The sequence below is a fragment of the Streptomyces sp. NPDC102467 genome, from assembly GCF_044765445.1.
Classification (GTDB): domain Bacteria; phylum Actinomycetota; class Actinomycetes; order Streptomycetales; family Streptomycetaceae; genus Streptomyces.
In genome coordinates this window covers 152,399-171,662 of sequence record NZ_JBIWKA010000001.1, presented here as the reverse complement: position 1 = coordinate 171,662, position 19,264 = coordinate 152,399, and the positions used below count along the sequence as shown (strand labels likewise).

At 71.3% G+C, this 19,264-nt stretch carries 15 protein-coding genes; 3 read left to right on the top strand and 12 right to left on the bottom strand.

The features are described from left to right. Positions 1-69 precede the first annotated feature (69 nt). Complete coding sequence (locus tag ACIREE_RS00705) at positions 70-1,050, top strand: sigma-70 family RNA polymerase sigma factor (RefSeq protein WP_404144510.1); 981 nt, start codon at positions 70-72, stop codon at positions 1,048-1,050. On the opposite strand, the gene ACIREE_RS00700 is transcribed toward ACIREE_RS00705, so the two are convergent. Continuing rightward, a complete protein-coding gene (locus ACIREE_RS00700) occupies positions 958-1,386 on the bottom strand; it encodes an STAS domain-containing protein (RefSeq protein ID WP_404144509.1) in 429 nt (142 codons plus the stop codon). The two genes, ACIREE_RS00705 and ACIREE_RS00700, sit on opposite strands and share 93 nt — an antisense overlap. 91 nt (positions 1,387-1,477) lie before the next feature. On the opposite strand from ACIREE_RS00700, the gene ACIREE_RS00695 reads away from it, so the two are divergent. Next, the gene (locus ACIREE_RS00695) at positions 1,478-2,404 is read left to right on the top strand and encodes an AEC family transporter (RefSeq protein ID WP_404144507.1); all 927 of its coding nucleotides are present in this window, start codon (positions 1,478-1,480) and stop codon (positions 2,402-2,404) included. Between the two features lie 92 nt (positions 2,405-2,496). Here ACIREE_RS00695 and ACIREE_RS00690 read toward each other — a convergent pair whose 3' ends face one another. From ACIREE_RS00690 to ACIREE_RS00645, 10 genes are all read right to left on the bottom strand, one after another. Next, positions 2,497-3,774, bottom strand: a complete 1,278-nt coding sequence (locus ACIREE_RS00690) for a thymidine phosphorylase (protein ID WP_404144505.1) — start codon at positions 3,772-3,774, stop codon at positions 2,497-2,499. 119 nt (positions 3,775-3,893) lie between these two features. After that, a complete protein-coding gene (locus ACIREE_RS00685; RefSeq protein WP_404144503.1) occupies positions 3,894-4,292 on the bottom strand; it encodes a cytidine deaminase in 399 nt (132 codons plus the stop codon). Further along, positions 4,289-5,557 carry an ABC transporter permease gene (locus ACIREE_RS00680; RefSeq protein WP_404144501.1) on the bottom strand — a complete coding sequence of 423 codons (1,269 nt, stop codon included), beginning with the start codon at positions 5,555-5,557 and terminating at the stop codon, positions 4,289-4,291. Before ACIREE_RS00680 ends, ACIREE_RS00685 begins: the two co-directional genes overlap by 4 nt. Then, on the bottom strand, positions 5,557-6,681 hold the full coding sequence (locus tag ACIREE_RS00675; protein WP_404145284.1) for an ABC transporter permease: 1,125 nt from the start codon (positions 6,679-6,681) through the stop codon (positions 5,557-5,559). The genes ACIREE_RS00680 and ACIREE_RS00675 overlap by 1 nt, the downstream gene beginning before the upstream one ends. Positions 6,682-6,686: 5 nt before the next feature. After that, positions 6,687-8,279 carry an ABC transporter ATP-binding protein gene (locus tag ACIREE_RS00670; RefSeq protein ID WP_404145281.1) on the bottom strand — a complete coding sequence of 531 codons (1,593 nt, stop codon included), beginning with the start codon at positions 8,277-8,279 and terminating at the stop codon, positions 6,687-6,689. A 208-nt stretch (positions 8,280-8,487) separates the two neighbouring features. Then, on the bottom strand, positions 8,488-9,543 hold the full coding sequence (locus ACIREE_RS00665; RefSeq protein ID WP_404144499.1) for a BMP family protein: 1,056 nt from the start codon (positions 9,541-9,543) through the stop codon (positions 8,488-8,490). Between the two features lie 224 nt (positions 9,544-9,767). After that, positions 9,768-10,829, bottom strand: coding sequence for a BMP family protein (locus tag ACIREE_RS00660; RefSeq protein WP_404144497.1), 1,062 nt, complete (start codon positions 10,827-10,829; stop codon positions 9,768-9,770). A gap of 218 nt (positions 10,830-11,047) precedes the next feature. Further along, positions 11,048-12,304 carry an amidohydrolase gene (locus ACIREE_RS00655; protein ID WP_404144496.1) on the bottom strand — a complete coding sequence of 419 codons (1,257 nt, stop codon included), beginning with the start codon at positions 12,302-12,304 and terminating at the stop codon, positions 11,048-11,050. A 236-nt stretch (positions 12,305-12,540) separates the two neighbouring features. Then, on the bottom strand, positions 12,541-13,401 hold the full coding sequence (locus tag ACIREE_RS00650; RefSeq protein WP_404144494.1) for a hypothetical protein: 861 nt from the start codon (positions 13,399-13,401) through the stop codon (positions 12,541-12,543). Then, positions 13,398-13,757 (bottom strand): hypothetical protein, encoded by a 360-nt coding sequence (locus tag ACIREE_RS00645; protein ID WP_404144493.1) that lies wholly within the window; start codon positions 13,755-13,757, stop codon positions 13,398-13,400. The genes ACIREE_RS00650 and ACIREE_RS00645 overlap by 4 nt, the downstream gene beginning before the upstream one ends. A 161-nt stretch (positions 13,758-13,918) precedes the next feature. Here ACIREE_RS00645 and ACIREE_RS00640 point away from each other — a divergent pair, with 161 nt between their 5' ends. Beyond that, entirely contained in the window at positions 13,919-18,148 is a 4,230-nt protein-coding gene (locus ACIREE_RS00640; protein ID WP_404144492.1) for a CHAT domain-containing protein, read from the top strand. Positions 18,149-18,182: 34 nt separating this feature from the next. On the opposite strand, the gene ACIREE_RS00635 is transcribed toward ACIREE_RS00640, so the two are convergent. Continuing rightward, on the bottom strand, positions 18,183-19,205 hold the full coding sequence (locus ACIREE_RS00635) for a hypothetical protein (RefSeq protein WP_404144490.1): 1,023 nt from the start codon (positions 19,203-19,205) through the stop codon (positions 18,183-18,185). Positions 19,206-19,264: the final 59 nt, after the last annotated feature.

The following is a 19,264-nucleotide window of genomic DNA, read 5'->3' as shown; positions in this document are numbered from 1 at the left end:
GCCGTTGTCAGTGGGCTGCGGTAGCTTTCGGAGTCCTGGGACTCACAGCGGCGATGGGGGCGTTGGACGATGAGCGACACCGCGACGAAAGCCGGGCTCGACGACCTGGAGAAGCACCGGGTCGAGCTGACCGGGTACTGCTATCGGATGCTGGGTTCGGCGTTCGAGGCCGAGGACGCCGTGCAGGACACGATGGTGCGGGCCTGGCGCAGCTTCGACAAGTTCGAGGGCCGCTCCTCGCTGCGTTCCTGGCTGTACCGCATCGCGACGAACGTGTGCCTCGATTCGTTGAACGCGGGGAACAAGCGGGCCCGTCCGATGGACCTGACGGCGGCGGCCCCGCTCGCGCAGGCCGCGCTGAGCCCGCGCCCGGACAATGTGTGGCTGGAGCCGATGCCGGACAGTCGCGTGCTGCCGACGCTCCACGACCCGGCGGAGGCGGCGGTGGCCAGGGAGTCGGTACGGCTCGCGTTCGTCGCGGCCCTGCAGCAACTGCCGGCGAAGCAGCGGGCGGTGCTGATCCTGCGCGAGGTCCTCGCGTGGAAGGCGAGCGAGGTCGCCGAGCTGCTCGACACCTCGGTCGCGTCGGTCAACAGCGCGCTGCAGCGGGCCCGTTCGACGCTCGCGGACGCGCCGCCCGCCGACTCCTCGACGGCGAACCCTCTCGACGCCGAACAGCAGAAGCTGCTCGACCGCTACGTCGCGGCGTTCGAGGGGTACGACATGAAGGCGCTGACCGAGCTGCTCGCCGAGGACGCCATCATGACGATGCCGCCGTTCGACCTGTGGCTGCGCGGCACGGCGGACATCACGGGCTTCATGACGACGCTCGGCCACGAGTGCGCGGGCTCGCGCCTGCTGCCGGTGGTGGCGAACGGGACGCCGGCGTTCGCCCACTACAAGCCGGACCCGGACAGCGGTGGGTTCGTGCCCTGGGCGATCCAGGTGCTGGAGATCTCAGACGGCCGGATCGCCGGTTTCCACTGCTTCCTGGACCTCGGCAAGCGGTGGTTCCCGCTGTTCGGCGTCCCCGAGCGGCTGCCCGCCTGAGCCCAGCGCTTCGTCGAGCCCGGCGAGCCGCAGGAGCAGGAGCAGCTTCGGGGACGGATCGCGCAGCCGTATCCGTCCCCCCGCCCGGCGGGCCGCGAGCTGCATGCGGGCGAGCGCGTCGACGGTGGCGAGGTCCGTGCTGGTCACGCCGGAGACGTCGCAGATGACGGTCGGACCGCGTTCGGGACCGTCGCCCGGGGCGCTTTCCTGGGCGGCGCGGACGCGGTCGCACAACTGGGGCGCGTCGCCGGGCCCGATCGGCCCGGCGACCACCACGACAGGAGGAGACGAGGAGGCGGTCACGTAGAGCAGACCGTGCGTCCGGCCGGAATTCATCGCGGTCGGCCGTGGAGGGCGGCGTGGAGTGGATCACGTTGACGTGGATCAACGTTGACCTGCGGTTACCCCGCGTCCGAGGGTGGGACCCGTGCAAGGGGTTCTCAACGGGTTCGCGGTCATCGCCATTGTCATCGCGGTCGGCTATGTCATCGGCAGGCGCGGTTATCTGGGCGAGGGCGGCCGCGAGGTCCTGACCAAGCTGGCCTTCCATGTGGCCACCCCCGCGCTGCTGTTCACGATGCTGGCCAAGGCGGACCTGTCCCTGATCCTGTCGCCGAGCCTGCTGGTCACGGCGGTCTCCACGGCGGCGATGGCGGGTGTCTTCATCGCGGTGGGTGTCGTACGCGGCTGGGGTGTCGGCCGCACCACGATCGGCGCGCTCTGCTCGAGTTACGTGAACTCGGGGAACCTGGGTATCCCGATCGCGGTGTACGTCCTCGGTGACGCCTCGCTCGTGGCGCCGGTCCTGCTCTTCCAGCAGATCATCGTGACGCCGGTCGCCCTGACGATCCTCGACCTCGCGGAGTCGTCCGGGACCCGGCAGACGTGGGGGCAGCGGCTGCTCACCCCGTTCCGCAACCCGATCGCGATCGGCGCGCTGGCGGGGGTGCTGGTCTCCGCGGCGGGCGTCACGGTCCCCTCCCCCGTCTTCGACCCGCTGGAACTGATCGCGAACATGTCCGTCCCGGCGATCCTCATCGCGTTCGGCATCTCGCTGTGCGGGAGTTCCTGGCCGGGCGGGCGCGGGGTGGAGCGGGTGCCGGTGCTGCTGTCGACGGTCCTGAAGTCGGTGGGGCAACCGGTCGCGGCGTGGGCCCTCGCGTCGTTCGTCTTCGGCCTGCACGGCGATCGCCTGCTGGACGTCGTGGTGACGTCGGCGCTCCCGGCGGCCCAGAACCTGTTCACGTACGCGAGCCACTACGGGGTCGGTGAACGCCTGGCCCGGGAGTCGATCCTGCTGTCGACGATGGCTTCGGTGCCGGTGCTTGTGGTGGTGGCGGCGCTGCTGGGGTGACTCAGGCTCTCAGAGCACGGGCCACCACACCACGGTGAGCGGGACCGGCGGCAGCCCACCGATCCCGTTTACCCGAATGGGAAAACCGCAGGTCAGGAGAGACGTTCCAGCACAATCGGGCGCGCCGAGAACTCCGTCCCCGCGGCCGCGATGTCGTACGCCCCCTCCAGGGACTCCAGCGCGTACGCGAACCGCTCCGGGGTATCCGTGTGCAGGGTCAGCAGAGGCTGCCCCGCGCTCACGGCGTCGCCGGGCTTGGCGTGCAGTTCGACGCCGGCGGCGGCCTGTACCGGGTCCTCCTTGCGGGAGCGGCCCGCGCCCAGGCGCCAGGCGGCGAGGCCGACGCCCATCGCGTCGAGGCGGGTGAGGACGCCCGAGGACGGGGCCGTCACCACGTGCGTCTCGCGGGCCGTGGGCAGCGCCGCGGCCGGGTCGCCGCCCTGGGCCGCGATCATCCGGCGCCACGCGTCCATCGCCGAGCCGTCGGCGAGGGCCTTCGCCGGGTCGGCGTCCTTGAGGCCCGCCGCGTCCAGCATCTCCCGGGCGAGGGCGAGGGTGAGCTCGACGACGTCCGCGGGGCCGCCGCCCGCCAACACCTCGACGGATTCCCGGACTTCGAGCGCGTTGCCCGCGGTCAGGCCGAGCGGGGTGTTCATGTCCGTCACCAGGGCCACGGTCGGCAGGCCGTGGTCGGCGCCGAGGCCGACCATCGTGCGGGCGAGTTCGCGGGCCTGCTCCAGCTCCTGCATGAAGGCGCCGGTGCCCACCTTCACGTCCAGGACCAGCGAACCCGTCCCCTCCGCGATCTTCTTCGACATGATCGACGAGGCGATGAGCGGGATGCAGTCCACGGTCGCGGTGACGTCGCGCAGCGCGTAGAGCTTCTTGTCGGCGGGGGCGAGCCCGCTGCCGGGCGCGCAGATGACGGCGCCGACGTCCTCCAGGGTGCGCATCATCTCGTCGTTGGTGATGTCCGCGCGCCAGCCGGGGATCGACTCCAGCTTGTCGAGCGTGCCGCCGGTGTGGCCGAGGCCCCGGCCCGAGAGCTGCGGTACGGCCGCGCCGCACGCCGCGACCAGAGGGGCGAGCGGCAGCGTGATCTTGTCGCCGACGCCACCGGTGGAGTGCTTGTCGGCGGCCGGGCGCGCCAGCACCGAGAAGTCCATCCGCTCACCGGAGTTGATCATCGCGGCGGTCCAGCGGGCGATCTCGGCGCGGTCCATGCCGTTCAGGAAGATCGCCATGGCCAGGGCGGACATCTGCTCATCGGCGACGGCCCCGCGCGTGTACGCGTCGACGACCCAGTCGATCTGCGCGTCACTGAGCCGCCCGCGGTCCCGCTTCGTACGGATGACGGAGATGACGTCCATGGCACTTCCTCCCGGTAGCGGAATGCAGCGGAATACGGAAAATCACTGACCGCCGACTCTACGCGCATAGATACGGCTGAGTAAGGCGGCCCCGCCAACTCGGCGGGGCCGCCCTGTAGTTACTTGTCGTCCAGATGCTCCGGGCCGAACGCGTCCGGCAGCATCTCGCCGAGCGGCCGCACCCCCGACGCCGTCTCCAGAAGCAGCTCCGGGCCGCCGAACTCGTAGAGGAGCTGGCGGCAGCGGCCGCACGGCATCAGGATGTCGCCCTTGCCGTCGACGCAGGTGAAGTGCGTCAGCCGGCCGCCGCCGGTCGCCTGGAGCTGCGAGACGAGACCGCATTCGGCGCACAGGCCGAGGCCGTACGAGGCGTTCTCCACGTTGCAGCCGGAGACCGTGCGGCCGTCGTCGACGAGGGCGGCCGCGCCGACCGGGAAGCCCGAGTACGGGGCGTACGCGCGGGACATGGCCTCGGTGGCCGCTTCCCGCAGGGTCTTCCAGTCGGCCTCGGAGATCACTGGCCCTGTCCCTTCCGGTACGGCTGGCCGTCCGCCTTCGGCATGCGCAGACGCTGGGCCGAGAAGGACAGCACCAGCAGCGTGACGACATACGGCGTCGCGGTGACGAGCTGGGTCGGCACGTCGTCGGTGGTGGCGTACCAGGCTCCCATTCCGACGGCGGCGACGGCGCAGACGACACCGGCGATGTACTTCTTCTTGACCAGCATCCAGACGGCGCCGATCACCAGGAGCAGCGCGACAAGGAGGAGCAGCGCGTGGACGTTCTCGGTGCCGCCGCGCAGCTTGAGGCTGTCGGTGTAGCCGAACAGGCCGGCGCCCAGGGCGAGTCCACCCGGCATCCAGTTGCCGAAGATCATCGCCGCCAGACCGATGTAACCCTTACCTGCGGTCTGGCCCTCCAGGTAGAAGGGGTTCGCGACGATCGACAGGAAGGCACCGCCGAGGCCCGCGAGGCCGCCGGAGATGATGACCGCCAGGTACTTGTACTTGATCACGTTCACGCCGAGCGACTCGGCCGCGACCGGGTTCTCGCCGCAGGAGCGAAGCCGCAGGCCGAACGACGTGCGCCACAGCGCCCACCAGGTGAACGGGATGAGCGCGACCGCGATGATCGTCAGCGGCGAGAGGTCCGTGACCAGGCCGCCGAGGAGTCCCGCGATGTCGGAGACGAAGAACCAGTGCTTCTCGTTCAGGGTCGTGAGCCAGTCGGAGAGGCCGGGGACCGTGACCGTGCCGAGCGAGTCGACGGGCGGGGACTGCTTGGTCGTGCCGCCCTCGACGCCCTCGAACGCGAAGTTGGAGAGGTAGCGGGTGACGCCGAGCGCGAGGATGTTGATGGCCACACCGGAGACGATGTGGTTGACGTTGAAGGTCACCGTGACGGCGGCGTGCAGCAGGCCGCCGATGGCGCCGCCGATGATGCCGACGAGCACGCCGACCCACGGGCCCCACTGGTAACCGGCCCAGGCGCCGAACCACGTGCCGAGGATCAGCATGCCTTCGAGACCGATGTTGACCACGCCCGCGCGCTCGGCCCACAGGCCGCCGAGGCCGGCGAGGCCGATGGGGACGGCGAGTTGCAGGGCCGTCGCCATCTGGCTGACGTTCGTGATGCCGTCCGCGTCGGTGATCAGACGGACGAGGGATGTGAGGGCAAGGACGCCCGCGATGATGATCATCAGGACGGGCAGGGACAGCTTGCGGCGGCCGCCGGGTGCGGGCGGTGACGCGGGCTTCTTGTCGAGGACCGTAGCCGTGCTCATCAGGCAGCGACCTCCTTCTTGAGTTCGCTGGTGTTCTCACCGGCGGCGACGGCGAGTTCGATGCCGACCCGGCGCTGCTGGCGGCGCTGGCCCCAGACCCGTACGGCCTCGTAGGAGACGACGACGGCGATGGTGATGATGCCCTGCATGATCACCGCGATCTCCTTGTCGTAGCCGCGCAGGTCGAGTTCCTGCGAGGCCTTCTCCAGCCAGGAGATGAGGAGCGCGGCGAAGGCGATACCGACCGGCGAGTTACGGCCCAGCAGGGCGATGGTGATGCCCTGGAAGCCGATCGTCGTCGGGAAGGTGAGGGAGTACGTGTGCGTGTCGCCGAGCAGGAGCGGCAGACCGGCGAGGCCGGCGAGCGCGCCCGAGACGAGCATCGCGGTCAGCACCATGCGCTTGGCGTCGACACCGGACGCGGCGGCGGCCGACTCCGAGGCGCCGGTGGCGCGCAGGTCGAAGCCGAAGCGGGTGCGGTTCAGGACGAACCAGTAGGCGACGCCGAGCAGCGCGGCGATGACGACGAAGCCGTAGATCTCGCCGACGCCCTCGCCCATGTTGATGCCGGGGAACCAGCCGGACTCGTGCATGATGCCGGTCGTCTTGTTGTTGCCGACCTGGACGCCGAAGACGTCGGGCAGGTACAGGTAGCCGATGACGCTGGACGCGATCGAGTTCAGCATGATCGTCGCGACGACCTCGCTGACGCCGCGCGTCACCTTGAGGATGCCCGCGATACCGGCCCACATGGCGCCGGTGAGCATCGCGACGATGATCAGCAGCGGGACCTGCGCGAAGCCGGGCAGCGCCACCTTCGCGCCGACGATCGCGGCGACCACGGCGGCGAGCCGGTACTGGCCGTCCACACCGATGTTGAAGAGGTTCATGCGGAAGCCGATGGCGACCGCGAGCGCGGCGAGGTAGTACATGCCGGCCTGGTTGATGATCAGGACCTGCACGTCGGAGAACGTCGCCTGCTCGAACATGATGCTGTACGGCTCGATCGGGGACTTGCCCGAGGCGAGCAGCACGATCGAGGTCAGGACGACGGCGGTCAGCAGGGCGATGACCGGCCCCGAGACACCGAGGAGCAGCCGCTCCTTGTCGAACTTGTTCTTCATGGCCATCAGGACTTGTCCTCCGGCTGCCGAGCCGCGGGCACCTCGGCGGCGTCTTCTTCTGCAGGGTCTACGTGTTCCAGGTGGCCGGAGGCCGCGCCGGTCATCGCCGAACCCAGTTCCTCCGGCGTGATCGTGGCCGGGTCGGCGTCGGCGACGAGCCGCCCGCGGTAGATCACGCGCAGGGTGTCGGAGAGGCCGATCAGCTCGTCCAGGTCGGCGGAGATCAGCAGCACGGCGAGGCCTTCGCGGCGGGCCTCGCGGATCTGGTCCCAGATCTGGGCCTGCGCGCCGACGTCGACGCCGCGCGTCGGGTGGGCGGCGATGAGGAAGCGCGGGTTGTGGCTCATCTCGCGGCCGACGATCAGCTTCTGCTGGTTGCCGCCGGACAGCGAGGCGGCGGTGACGTCGATGCCGGGGGTGCGCACGTCGTACTCCTCGACGATGCGGCGCGTGTCCGCCTGCGCCGCCTTGAGGTCGAGGAGTACACCGCGCGCGTTCGGCTTCTCGGTGACGTGGCCGAGGATGCGGTTCTCCCAGAGCGGCGACTCCAGGAGCAGGCCGTGCCGGTGGCGGTCCTCGGGGATGTAGCCGATGCCCTGCTCGCGGCGCTTGCGGGTGGCCCAGGAGGTGATCTCCGTATCGGCCAGCTCGATGGTGCCGGAGTCGGCGCCCTTGAGGCCGATGAGTGCCTCGATCAGCTCGGTCTGGCCGTTGCCCTCGACGCCCGCGAGGCCCAGCACCTCACCGGCGTGGATGGTGAGGGAGATGTCGTCGAGCAGCGGCCGCCCGCCCTCGGCGTCGAGGCGCAGGCCCTTGACGGTGAGCACCGGCCGGTCGGTGACGGTCGACTCGGCGGTCTCGGGGGTGGGCAGTTCGGAGCCGACCATCAGCTCGGCGAGCTGGCGGGGCGTGGTCTCGGCGGGGACGGCCGTGCCGACCGTCGTGCCGCGCCGGATGACGGTGATCTCGTCGGCCACGGAGAGGACTTCGCCGAGCTTGTGCGAGATGAAGATGACGGACAGGCCCTCGGCCTTGAGCTCGCGCAGGTTGTCGAAGAGTGCGTCGACCTCCTGCGGCACGAGCACGGCGGTCGGCTCGTCGAGGATCAGCGTCGTGGCGCCGCGGTAGAGCACCTTGAGGATCTCGACGCGCTGCCGGTCGGCGACGCCGAGGTCCTCGACGAGGACGTCGGGGCGCACGCCGAGCCCGTACCGCTCGGATATCTCCAGGATCTTGCGGCGGGCGCGGGCGCCGATCCCGTAGAGCTTCTCGCTGCCGAGCGCCACGTTCTCCAGGACCGTGAGGTTGTCGGCGAGCATGAAGTGCTGGTGGACCATGCCGATGCCGCGCGCGATGGCGTCGGCGGGCGAGGAGTACGAGACGGCTTCGCCGTCGATCGCGATGGTGCCCTCGTCCGGCTTCTGCATGCCGTAGAGGATCTTCATCAGCGTCGACTTGCCCGCACCGTTCTCACCGACGAGGGCGTGCACGGTGCCCTTGTGGACGGTGAGGTGGATGTCGTGGTTGGCGACGACGCCGGGGAAGCGTTTGGTGATGCCGGTCAGTTCGACGGCCGGCGGGCTGCTGGACGCGGTGATGGCGCACTCTCCTGGGAGACGGGGGCCTTCTACACGCGTAGAGCCCCTACGGCAGTACGAAGTGGACGCGAGCCGGTCAATTCGGGCGAATCGCACGCGAGTTGCGTGGCTTCGCCCGGCGCGGAGGCTGGCCCCGCCGCGAACGGGGTGCGGTCGTGTCCCGTCTCCGAGACCTCCCGCACCCCGTCCCCCACTCATGTCCCCGTGGTTACGGCTTGCTCTTGACCTTGATCTTGCCGCTGGTGATGCCGGTCTCGGCAGCCTTCAGCGCCTTCTGCATCGCATCGTTACCCGAGAACTCCGGGTTCGAGTCGGCGAGGCCGACCTCGCCCGACTTCAGGTCGCCGGTGATGACGCCGGTCTCGGGCTTGCCGTCCTGAACCGACTTGGCCAGGTTGTACACGGCCGACGCCACGTTCTTCGTGGCCGAGGTGAGGATGTGGTCCTTGTAGTTGGCCAGCGGCTTCTGGCTGTACTGGTCGGAGTCGACGCCGATCGCCCAGACCTTCGCGGTGGCGGCGGCCTCGATGACACCCTGACCGGAGAGACCGGCCGCGTGGTAGACCACGTCCGCGCCCTTCTCGATCTGCGCCTCGGCGGCCGTCTTGCCCTTGTCGGGGCTGGAGAAGCCACCCTCCTCGGCGGTCTCGGACAGGTACTGCTTGACGACCTTGACCTTCGGGTTCGTGTCCGTCGCGCCCTGCACGAAGCCGGCCTCGAACTTGTGGATCAGCGGCACGTCCACGCCGCCCACGAAACCGACCGTGTTCGTCTTGGTGGTCTTCGCCGCCGCGACACCGGCCAGGTAGGAGGCCTCCTGCTCGCTGAAGACGAGGTCCGCGACGTTCTTCGCCTGGACCGTCGAGTCGTCCACGACACCGAAGGTGGTCTTCGGGTACTTCGCCGCGGCCGCCTTCACGGCGGGCGCGTACGCGAAGCCGATCCCGACGACCGGGTTGTAGCCCGACTTGGCCAGGGACACCAGACGCGCGGTCTTGTCCGCGTCCGTCTCGCCGTCGGTCGGCTCCTGGTCCTCGCCCTTGTAACCGAATTCCTTCTCGGCCTTCTTCATGCCCTCGTACGCGGCGTCGTTGAACGACTGGTCGCCACGGCCGCCGACGTCGTACGCGATGGCAATACCCTTGGACTTGCCGCCGTTCTCCTTGCTTGCGGCGTCGCTGGAGGTGCCGCCACAGGCGGACAGAGAAGCGGCGAGAGCAACGGTCGCAGTGCCTGCGAGCGCTATTCGGGAAACCCGGCGCATGGGATGAGCTCCTTGTGTACAAGCACCGACGACGGACCGGACGGCGCTGGCTTCGCCGCAGATTAACGCGCGTAGAACGCGCATTGAACCCCCTCCGTCAGACTGTTATGCGTCCGTACTGAAAGCGGCCGGAAGCGATCTTGTACGGACATACGGGCGCGCCCCGGGTCCGCGAGGGATCCGGGGCGCGCCGGTGGTGCGAAGCGTGGTGCGGCGGGGGCGGGCTACGGCTTGGTGGCCACCGTCACCTTGCCGTCGATGATGTCCTGCTTCGCCTTTGCCACGGCATCCGCGAGACCCGCGATCTCCTTGTACTTCGGGTTGGTGTCGGTGATGCCGACGCCGCCCGCCTTCAGGTCGAAGCGGGTCACCCCGGACAGCGGCTTCTTGTCGTGCACCGACTTGGCGAGCTCGTACACGGAGCGGCCGACGTCCTTGGTCGCGGAGGTCAGGATGTAGTCCTTGTACGCGGCCAGCGGCTTCTGGTTGTACTGGTCGGAGTCGACGCCGATGGCCCAGACCTTCTTCGCGGCGGCGGCCTGGATGACGCCCTGACCGGAGAGGCCGGCCGCGTGGTAGACCACGTCCGCGCCCTTCTCGATCTGCGCCTCGGCGGCCGTCTTGCCCTTGTCCGGGCTGGAGAAGCCGCCCTCCTCGGCGGTCTCGGTCAGGTACTGCTTCTCGACCTTGACCTTCGGCTTGGTGTCCTTCACGCCCTGCACGAAGCCGGCCTCGAACTTGTGGATGAGCGGCACGTCCACGCCGCCCACGAAGCCGACCGTGTTCGTCTTGGTCGCCTTGGCGGCCGCGACACCGGCCAGGTAGGAGCCCTGCTCCTCGCTGAAGACGAGGTCCGCGACGTTCTTCGCCTCGATGGTGGAGTCGTCGATGATGCCGAAGGTGGTCTTCGGGTACTTCGCGGCGGCGGCCTTCACGGCGGGCGCGTACGCGAAGCCGACGCCTATGACCGGGTTGTAGCCCGACTTGGCCAGCGAGCCGAGCCGCGCGATCTTGTCGGCATCGCTCTCGCCGTCGCTCGGCTCCTGGTCGTCGCTCTTGTAGCCGAACTCCTTGTCCGCCTTCACCATGCCCGAGTACGCGGCGTCGTTGAAGGACTGGTCGCCGCGCCCGCCGACGTCGTAGGAGATCGCCAGTCCGAGGTTCTTGTCCTTCGCCTCGTCGCCCGCCTTGTCGGCGCTGGTGCCGCCACATGCGGTGGCGGCGAGGGCGAGGCCGGTGACGGCCACGGCCAGGTGCGTGAGCCGGGTCGTGCGAGATCGACGCATGATGGACTGCTCCTTCGTCAACACGCCGTGTGGGGCGCTGAGTTCGGCGGAGCGTAACGCGCGTAGAAGGAGGGGCGGAAGCGGGTGGGCTCCGCCGTTATCCGATCGTGCCGGGGGGTGTTACGTCCTTGTTTCGCTGGGCGGCGGCGATCGAGCCGAGGTCACCGGGCTCTGCCCCTGACCCCGCTGCTCGATCGCCGCAGGGGCTTGAGCGGGCTTCAGATGTCCATCAGTGCTGTCGCCGTGAACAGCTCCACCCCCACCGTGATCGCCTCCTCGTCCACGTCGAAGTCGCCCTGGTGCAGGTCGCGGGATGTGCGGTCCTCCGGGGGTTTCACGCCCAGCCGGGCCATCGCGCCGGGGACGTGCTCCAGGTACCAGGAGAAGTCCTCGCCGCCCAGGCTCTGCTGGGTGTCCTCGATGGAGTCCGCGCCGCGGCGGGTGGCCATGGCGCTGCGGAGGAGGTCGGTCACCGCCGGGTCGTTGACGACCGGCGGGACTCCGCGCACATAGTTCACGACCGGCTTGGCGCGGTACAGGTCGGCGATCTCCTGGACCGCGCCGTGCACCAGGTCCGGCGCCTCGCGCCAGGTGTCGAGGTCCAGGCAACGGACCGTGCCGGAGAGTTCGGCGTGCTGCGGGATCACGTTGCACGTGTGCCCGGTCTCCAGGCGGCCCCAGGTCACCGAGAGCCCGGAGCGCGCGTCGGCGCGGCGGGCGACCAGCGCCGGGACGTCGGCGGCGACCTTCGCGGCGGCGATCACCAGGTCCGTGGTGAGATGCGGGCGCGCGGTGTGTCCGCCGGGGCCGTCGAGCGTGACCTCGAGCCGGTCGCAGGCGGAGGTGATGGGCCCGTACCGCAGGCCGATGCGCCCCGCGTCGACCTTCGGGTCGCAGTGCACGCCGACGATCGTGCGGACACCTTCGAGGGCGCCGCATTCGATCACGTCCGAGGCGCCGCCGGGCAGCACTTCCTCGGCGGGCTGGAAGATCAGCCGTACCGGGTGCGGGAGTTCGCCGCGGCGGTGCAGCTCGGCGAGGACGAGGCCCGCGCCGAGCACGACCGTGGTGTGCACGTCGTGGCCGCAGGCGTGCGCGCGGTCCGGGACGGTGGACCGGTACGCGCAGCCCGCCTTGGTGTCCGGGATCGGCAGCGCGTCGATGTCGGCACGCAGCGCGAGCATGCCGCGCCCACCTTCCCACTCCCCGGTCTCGGTGCCGGTCCCGATGTCACAGACAAGGCCGGTGCCGATCCCGAGCACGCGCGGCGAGAGCCCGGCCTTCTCCAGGCGGGTCTTGAGCACTGCGGTGGTACGGAACTCCTGGTTTCCCAGCTCGGGATGCATGTGCAGGTCGCGCCGGAAGGCGACGAGCTCGGCGCGGAGGGCTTCTGGCAGGCCGCCCGGGAGCGCATTGCCGGGGGCGGATTCCCCCGGCTGGTCGGCCTCGGACTCTCGGGACGTCAACTGGTTCACCCCATGAAGGGTAGGGCGATGCATGGGCCAACTAACGGTCGATCAACAAAAGTTCAGCCAGGTTGACGTAAGAAATCTTGCGGTGCCAGGCGTGTGGATCGGTTGAGATGGGTATTAATTTTCTTTACACCTGCGCTCACCTGGGGCTTCTTCCCCCGGCGCCGAACCGTTCCCCTGTCGGCGTACGAAATTCCGTACGTATCCTGCGCAAGCCAGGTTCGTACGGCGGTGCCTCGTCAGGCTCCCTTGCGGATGCGCCCGGTCACCGCCCGCCCCGTCTCCCGCGTGAGCCGGCCCTCCGGGGTGTCGATGCCCAGGGCCGTGGCGAGGGCCACGCCGTGCAGATCGACCGCCGACTCCATCAGCCGGGCCAGCTGCGTCACGGCCGAGCGGCCCCGCGCGACGGACGTGAGCAGTGTGCCGAGGCCGAGGAGCGCGACGGGCCACCACACGAGCCCCGTCAGCGTGTACAGCACGCCCCAACCGGCGAGAGCGGACGCCCTGGTGAGCGCGTCCTTGCTCGCGTCGAGCACGGCGCGCGCCTCCTCCGGCAGGGTCAGCCACAGCCGGGGCCAGCCGAACTCCAGGTCGAGCCCGTACTCGAGGTCGACCCGGATGCTCAGCGCCGCGATCTCGTCGCCCATCCGGGTCGGCCGGGACGGCGGTGCCAGCGCGATGTCGTTGCGCCTTTGTGCCAGGCGGGCGAGGACCGGGTCCGGTGCGCCCTCGCGCAGGGCCTGCCCGTACTTCTCCTGTGCCCGGGTCCACCTGCGGTGGCGCAGGCGCGTGAGAGGGTCGCCGGTGCGGCCGGGCCACTGTCCCAGCCACAGCCAGTGCAGTGACCGTCCCGCGGCCCCGGCGGCGAGGCCCGCGGCGGCCGCGAGGAGCAGCGCGGCGAGGACGAGCGCGGCGAGCCCGGCACCCGTGACGGCGCCGTCGCGCAGGTCGGCCACGAGCCCTTCCGCACCGGCCCATCGCCCGTACCGCATCCGCCAGGCCGCGGCCGCGACGGCGCCGAACAGCGCCCCCGGCAGCACCAGCAGGGAGAGCCACTTCCCGGCGAGATGACGGGCCAGCTCGTTCAGGAACGGGTTCACCGGGGGTGCCGCAGCGGCCGCGCGGGCTCCAACGGCACGCCGAACACGTGGCACTCGGGCGTCGGCACTCCCGGTGCCCGCACCCAGTCCCGCGTGCAGCGGCCTCCCGGGCAGACGTACAGACCGTCGACCGGTACGCCCGGCGACACTCCCGGGACTCCTGTCACCGCCCGCGCGCCGATCGAGGGCACCCCCAACTGCCTTCCCAGCTCGGCGAGTCGGCCGATCGCGTCAGCGCCGTCACGAAGGTCCCGTACGAGCTCTTCGGCCTCCGTGGTGCGCCCTTGTGCGGCGGCGAGACGGAGCAGCAGGGGCACGGCCTCGCACCATGCCGCGACCTCGGCTGCGCTGCCCATGCGGCCTTTTCCTCCCCCTAGGGCCTGTCGTCAAATTCCCGTCTGCCCCGCGACAGGGCCGCTCTCCGGGCGACGACGGGAATTTGACGACAGGCCCTAGCACGACGGCTAGCGTTGTTGCGCAACGATGCTACGGGCCCACGGGCCCCGACGGGGGAACCATGCAGCAATCGTCACTCGCCGCCCTGCGGGCCCGACTTGACCGGTTCGTCTCCACTCGTGACCCCACGGAGGTCCTGGGGGCCGACGCGGACGCGGAGGCCGCCCGGATCGTCTCCGAGTCCGCGTCCGACGGGGGGCTGCTTCCCGACGCCGCGCTGACCCTCGGCTGGTACCACTGGCTGCGGTGCGTCGCCCGGCAAGAGGGTGCCCAGCAGGGAGACGACAGCGAGGACTTCGCCTACTGTCTGGCTTTTCTGCGGCCCCTGCACAACGTGGTCCCGCCGGATTCCCTGCCCGGTCCCGCCCTGGAGGCGCTGAACGCGGAGAGCACAGAGAGTGCGCGGAGCGCGCAGGCGCTGCGGGGCGCGATCGCCCTGCTCGGCGCGGCGCTCGAGGAGCTGCGCGAGGGCGGTCAGGAGGCGCTCGATCGGGCGGCCTCCCTGGCCGAGCAGGTCGTCGGCGCCCTCGCGGAGCCGACCGGCGACCCGGGGGACGACGAGAACTCCGTACGCATGCTGCACGCCCTCGGCAGACGCCTCGTAACGGTCTGTACAGGCGACTCGCGGCACCCGGCGCAGAGCCACCCGCGGCTGCTGGCGGCGGCCGCCGCCGCGTGGGACCTGGGCGAGGCCGCCGCGGAGGGACCGGATGCGCTCCAGGAGGGCCGTCTGCGGCTGGCGTTCGGGTTCATCAACTCCCATCTGGCCGCGCGGCCCTCGCCACACATGCCGTCGGCGGCGGTCAGGGCCGCGGCCTATCTGGAACGGCTGGCCGCGGGCAGCGATCCCACCGACGCGCACTCGCTCAGGTTCCTCGAGATGCTCGACACCGTGCTCCCGCCGGCCATCGCCCAAGGGCAGCCCGAGCTGCTGCGGGCCCGGGCCCGCGCGCTGCGGGTGCTGGCCGAGGCGCCCGCGGTGGACGCGGCCCGGCGCCTCGCCCACCTGGCGGACCTCGGCCTGTGCCTGCGGATGACGTACGCGGCGACCCACGACGCGGCCGCGCTGGACGAGGCCATCGACGTCCTGCGCGACACGGTCGGCGGCACGCGCGGCGAGGATCCGGGCGGGGCGCTGCGGATGGCGTCGCTCGCCAACGCCCTCAAGTCCCGTGCCCACGACGCGGTGAACGGCGAACCCGGCGCCGAAGGCGAGGCCGCCCCCGACCCGCGCGCCGACGTCGCCGAGGCCGAGAAGTGGGCGCGGCGCGCGCAGGAGACGGCGCCGGACGACATCACCGTCCTGTCCTGCCTGGGCAACGTGCTGCGGGCGAAGGCCCTCGTCCTGCGGGACATGGAGGCGGTACGGGAGTCCGCGCGGATCAACGAGGCGGCCGCGCGGGCGCTGGCCCCGGACGCACCCGAGTATCCGCTGCTCATGGAGAACGCCGCGCTGTCCTATCACGACGCGGCGGACGCCACCGGCGACCTCGCGGATGCCGACCGCGCGATCGCGCTGCAACGCCGGGCACTGGCGTTGACGGGGCCGGCCGATCCGAAGCGGTTCGAGCGGACCGGTGCGCTGGCGGAGGCGCTGACGCTGCGCGGCCGTCTCGGCGACGACCTCGAGGCCGTCGCGGAGGGCCGCGACCTGCTGGAGTCCCTCATCGCCGTGCTGCCCGCGGCCCATCCGGAGGTTCGACGCGCACGGTCCCACCTCATCGCCTCGTACCGCATGCAGTACGAACTCACCCGGGACGAGGCGGTGTTGGACATGTCCCTGGAGCTGGCGCGCGCCCACCTCGCCGATCCGGCCCTGGGCGAGGCCGAGCGGGGCGAAGTGCTTTATTTCAGCGCCAGCGCGCTGGCCACGGCGTTCACCAGGACGCGGGATCCGCGCCTGCTCGACGAGCTGATGCCGGTCTGCCGCGCCGCGGTCCAGCACTGCGCGCCGGGCTCGTTCCTGTACGCCAACTCGGCTCTGATCCTTGGCACTTCACTGGTCGCGCACTACGAGGCCACGCGGGACGGCGCGGCACTCCTCGAGGCCATGGACGTCCTGGAGGAAGTGACGACGTTCCCGGAGTCCTGGCGTACGACACCGGACGCCATGGCCCGGCTCGCGGAGGCGCGGCTGCTCCACACCAAGCAGTTCACCCGCTTCATGGCTCTGGCGCGCGAGGCCCGCGCCGGGGGTGCCGACCTTCCCGCCGGGCTGCTCGCCGAACCGTTGGAGATGTACGAGCACGAACTGGACTCCGTCGTGGAGCTCGCCCGGGGAGCGCTGGCCCTGCGTACCGCGGGCAGTCAGGCGCACTGCGTCTCACTGTCCTACCTGGCGGTGGTGCTGCTGGGTCGGGCCCGCGAGCTGCACAGCGTGGGCGACGCGCGGGAGGCCGCGGAACTGCTGCGGGAGGCCCTCAGGACGGGCCCGCCCGACGACCCCGATCAAGCGCTGTGGCGCAGCAATCTGGTCGGCGCCCTGGGGGCCGTGCACGAGTACGACGAGACGCCGTCGGCGCAGCGGGACGCGGTGCTCGCAGAGGCGGAGGCCGTCGCCCGGGAGGCCGTGGCCCGGGCCGACACCGACGGCGTCGCGCGGTCCGCGGCCCGCCTGAACCTGGCGCACGTACTGCGGCGGCGCGCCGATCCCGCCGCGGTGGCGGAGGCCATCACGCTCGACGCCGAGGTGCACCGTTCTTCCGACGCCCCGTTGCCGGACCGGCTGAGGGCCGCAGCGGCGGCGGGGCGTGCCGCGGCCGCCGCCCACGACTGGGCGGCCGCGGCCGATCACTACGAGGCCGCGGTAGATCTGCTGCCGCGCCTGGTGGGGCACCGGCTCGGCCTCGGCGACAGTGAGCTCCTGCTCTCGGAACACCAGTCACTGGCCTGCGAGGCCGCGGCCTGCGCGCTGCACCTCGGCGATCCCCTGCGCGCACTGAACGTCCTGGAGCGCGGCAGGGGCATTCTGCTCGGCCAGGTCACGCAGACCCGGCACGACCTGTCGGACCTGCGCCGCCGGGACGCGGGCCTGGCCGACGAGTTCGCCCGGCTCGGTGCGGCCATGACGGCACCGCGCGCCGGGCTCGACAGCGGCGTGCGCGAGAGCGTGCCTGGCCCTGAGCGGGACACGCACCGGCTGACGGTCCGGGCGTGGGAGCGGGTGCGCGACGAGATCCGCCGCCTGCCGGGTTTCGCGAGCTTCCTGCGGCCGCAGGCCGGCGACCTGGCGGCACTGTCCGCGGCGGGCCCCGTGGTGGTCGTCAACCTCGCGACCACGCGCAGCGACGCGATCGTCGTCGTCGCGGGGGAGGCACGGGTCGTCCCGCTGCCCGGGGTCACGCTGGAGCCCACCCTCATGCGGTATCTGGACTTCCGTGAGGCGACCGGCCTGCTGCACGCGGTGGACCGGCCCGCGCTGGAGCGCTGGCAGGCCGGGCAGACCGTCCAGGAGATGCTGGCCTGGCTGTGGGAGTCGGTGGCCGAACCGGTGCTGCGCGAGCTGAATCTGCGGCCGGACGGCACGGACCCGCTGCCCCGGCTGTGGTGGTGCCCCACCGGCCTGATGAGCTTTCTGCCGCTGCACGCGGCAGGACGCTACGGTGACGGCGCGCCGCACGGTGTCGCCGACTACGTGATGTCGTCGTACACGACGACACTCAACTCCCTCACCCGCAAACCCCGTTCGGCACCCCGCGCGACAGCCGACCACTCCGGCGCCGCACGGCTCCTGGTCGTGGCCACCCCCGACCTGCCGGGGCACCCGCCGCTGCCACACACGGCCGCGGACGGCCGGGCACTGGCCGCGTTGTTCCCCCGTACGACGGTGCTCAGCGGCGCCGCCGCGACCAAGCAGGCCGTCCTCGACGGGTTGCGCCTGCACTCCTGGGTGCACTTCGCCTGTCACACGCAGAGCAGCTTCCTCGGCACGTCCGCGAACGCGCTGGTCCTGCACGACGGTCCGCTGTCCGTGCCGGACGTCTCCGCTCAGTTGCTCGACGGCGAGTTCGCGTTCCTCGCCTCGTGCGGCTCGGCGTCCGGCGCGGAGCGCCTCGCCGACGAGGCACACCACATCGCCTCGTCCTTCCAGCTCGCCGGATTCACGCACGTCATCGCCACGCTGTGGGACGTGGCCGACGGCGACGCCACCCGGTCGACGCAGGCCGTGTACGCCGAGGCGGCCCGTGGCACCCCGCCGTACGAGGCGGTGCACCGGGCCACTCGCGACCTGCGGGACCGCTATCCGCACAGCCCCTGGCTCTGGGCGCCCTATCTGCACATGGGCCCGTGACCGCACCCGGGGCCCCGGGCGGGCGTCCGCGGCCTCACACGGTGCGCACTCCGCGCGCGGACCCGGCGATGTCCGCGAGGAACCCCTGCGCGTGGTCGGAGACGCCCTGGGTGAGCCAGGCCGGGTCGATCTCGCAGACCGCGACCTTCACGCCCGTGCCCTGCAGGGCGATCGGCAGCGTGTGCACGACCGTCGAGGGGAAGCTGAGGATCGTACGGCCGATGGGGCCGCGGCGGGCGATGAGTTCGAGGGGGAGGTCGGGGCGGACGACCTCCAGGCCGGTCTCGGTGGCGAGGCGGTGGAGTTTGTCGGCGGCTTCGCGGCGGTGGGCGAAGTAGCGGGTGGCGCCGTGTGCCACGGCGAGCTCGCGGACGGCCTCCAGGTACCGGTCGAGGTCGACAACTCCCGTCTCCACCAGGGACGTTCCGACCAGGTCGGACCCGCGGGTCAGCCGGGGCGGGCCGAAACGGGCGCGGGTCCAGGCGTAGTCGTTCGCGGTCACCGTCACCCCGTCGGGCACCTCGTCCACCGGCATGGAGGTGAACACGGACACGGTGCGGTGGCCGGGGCGGGGGGTGAGTTTGCGGCGGGCCGCGGAGGAGACGGGGCCGAAGGCCAGGTCGCGGGGGCTCGGTCTGCCGCCGCGCCGGTGCCAGCGCACGAGCCGTTCGCCGCGGGCGAGTTGGGAGATGAACTCCATGGTGGCGGTGCCGTCGTCGACGACGACGAGGTCGCGGGCCCGGGTGATGGTCAGCAGCAGTTGTACGTAGCGGGAGAACGGGTCGCCGATCACCACGCGGTCGGCCGTGCGCAGCGGCCCCGCGAGGCCGCCGACGGTCTGGAAGGGCGCGCCCGGACCGCCGCGTGCTTCTTCCCAGCGGACCGAATGGCCTTCCTCGCGCGCGAGTTCGGCCATGCGGCGCAGCTGGCCGCGGGTCATCGGGTCGGTGGGCGAGAGCACCACCACGGTCGCGGTGGTCCGGTCGTGGTGTGCCCACTCCAGGACGTTGAGGAGCTGCACCGGGCTCTCGACGAAGCACAGGGTACTGCTGGTCATGCGGCCCTCCCCAGGGACGCCGAGGCGGCCCGGCGTGGTCAACCACGCCGGGCCGCCGA

Bases quoted from the DNA above. Each gene is read 5' to 3' on its own strand.
- ACIREE_RS00640 (WP_404144492.1), top strand. From the start codon at position 13,919: ATGCAGCAATCGTCACTCGCCGCCCTGCGGGCCCGACTTGACCGGTTC.
- ACIREE_RS00660 (WP_404144497.1), bottom strand. From the start codon at position 10,829: ATGCGTCGATCTCGCACGACCCGGCTCACGCACCTGGCCGTGGCCGTC.
- ACIREE_RS00635 (WP_404144490.1), bottom strand. From the start codon at position 19,205: ATGACCAGCAGTACCCTGTGCTTCGTCGAGAGCCCGGTGCAGCTCCTC.
- ACIREE_RS00680 (WP_404144501.1), bottom strand. From the start codon at position 5,557: ATGAGCACGGCTACGGTCCTCGACAAGAAGCCCGCGTCACCGCCCGCA.
- ACIREE_RS00690 (WP_404144505.1), bottom strand. From the start codon at position 3,774: ATGGACGTCATCTCCGTCATCCGTACGAAGCGGGACCGCGGGCGGCTC.
- ACIREE_RS00700 (WP_404144509.1), bottom strand. From the start codon at position 1,386: ATGAATTCCGGCCGGACGCACGGTCTGCTCTACGTGACCGCCTCCTCG.
- ACIREE_RS00665 (WP_404144499.1), bottom strand. From the start codon at position 9,543: ATGCGCCGGGTTTCCCGAATAGCGCTCGCAGGCACTGCGACCGTTGCT.
- ACIREE_RS00675 (WP_404145284.1), bottom strand. From the start codon at position 6,681: ATGAAGAACAAGTTCGACAAGGAGCGGCTGCTCCTCGGTGTCTCGGGG.
- ACIREE_RS00705 (WP_404144510.1), top strand. From the start codon at position 70: ATGAGCGACACCGCGACGAAAGCCGGGCTCGACGACCTGGAGAAGCAC.
- ACIREE_RS00645 (WP_404144493.1), bottom strand. From the start codon at position 13,757: ATGGGCAGCGCAGCCGAGGTCGCGGCATGGTGCGAGGCCGTGCCCCTG.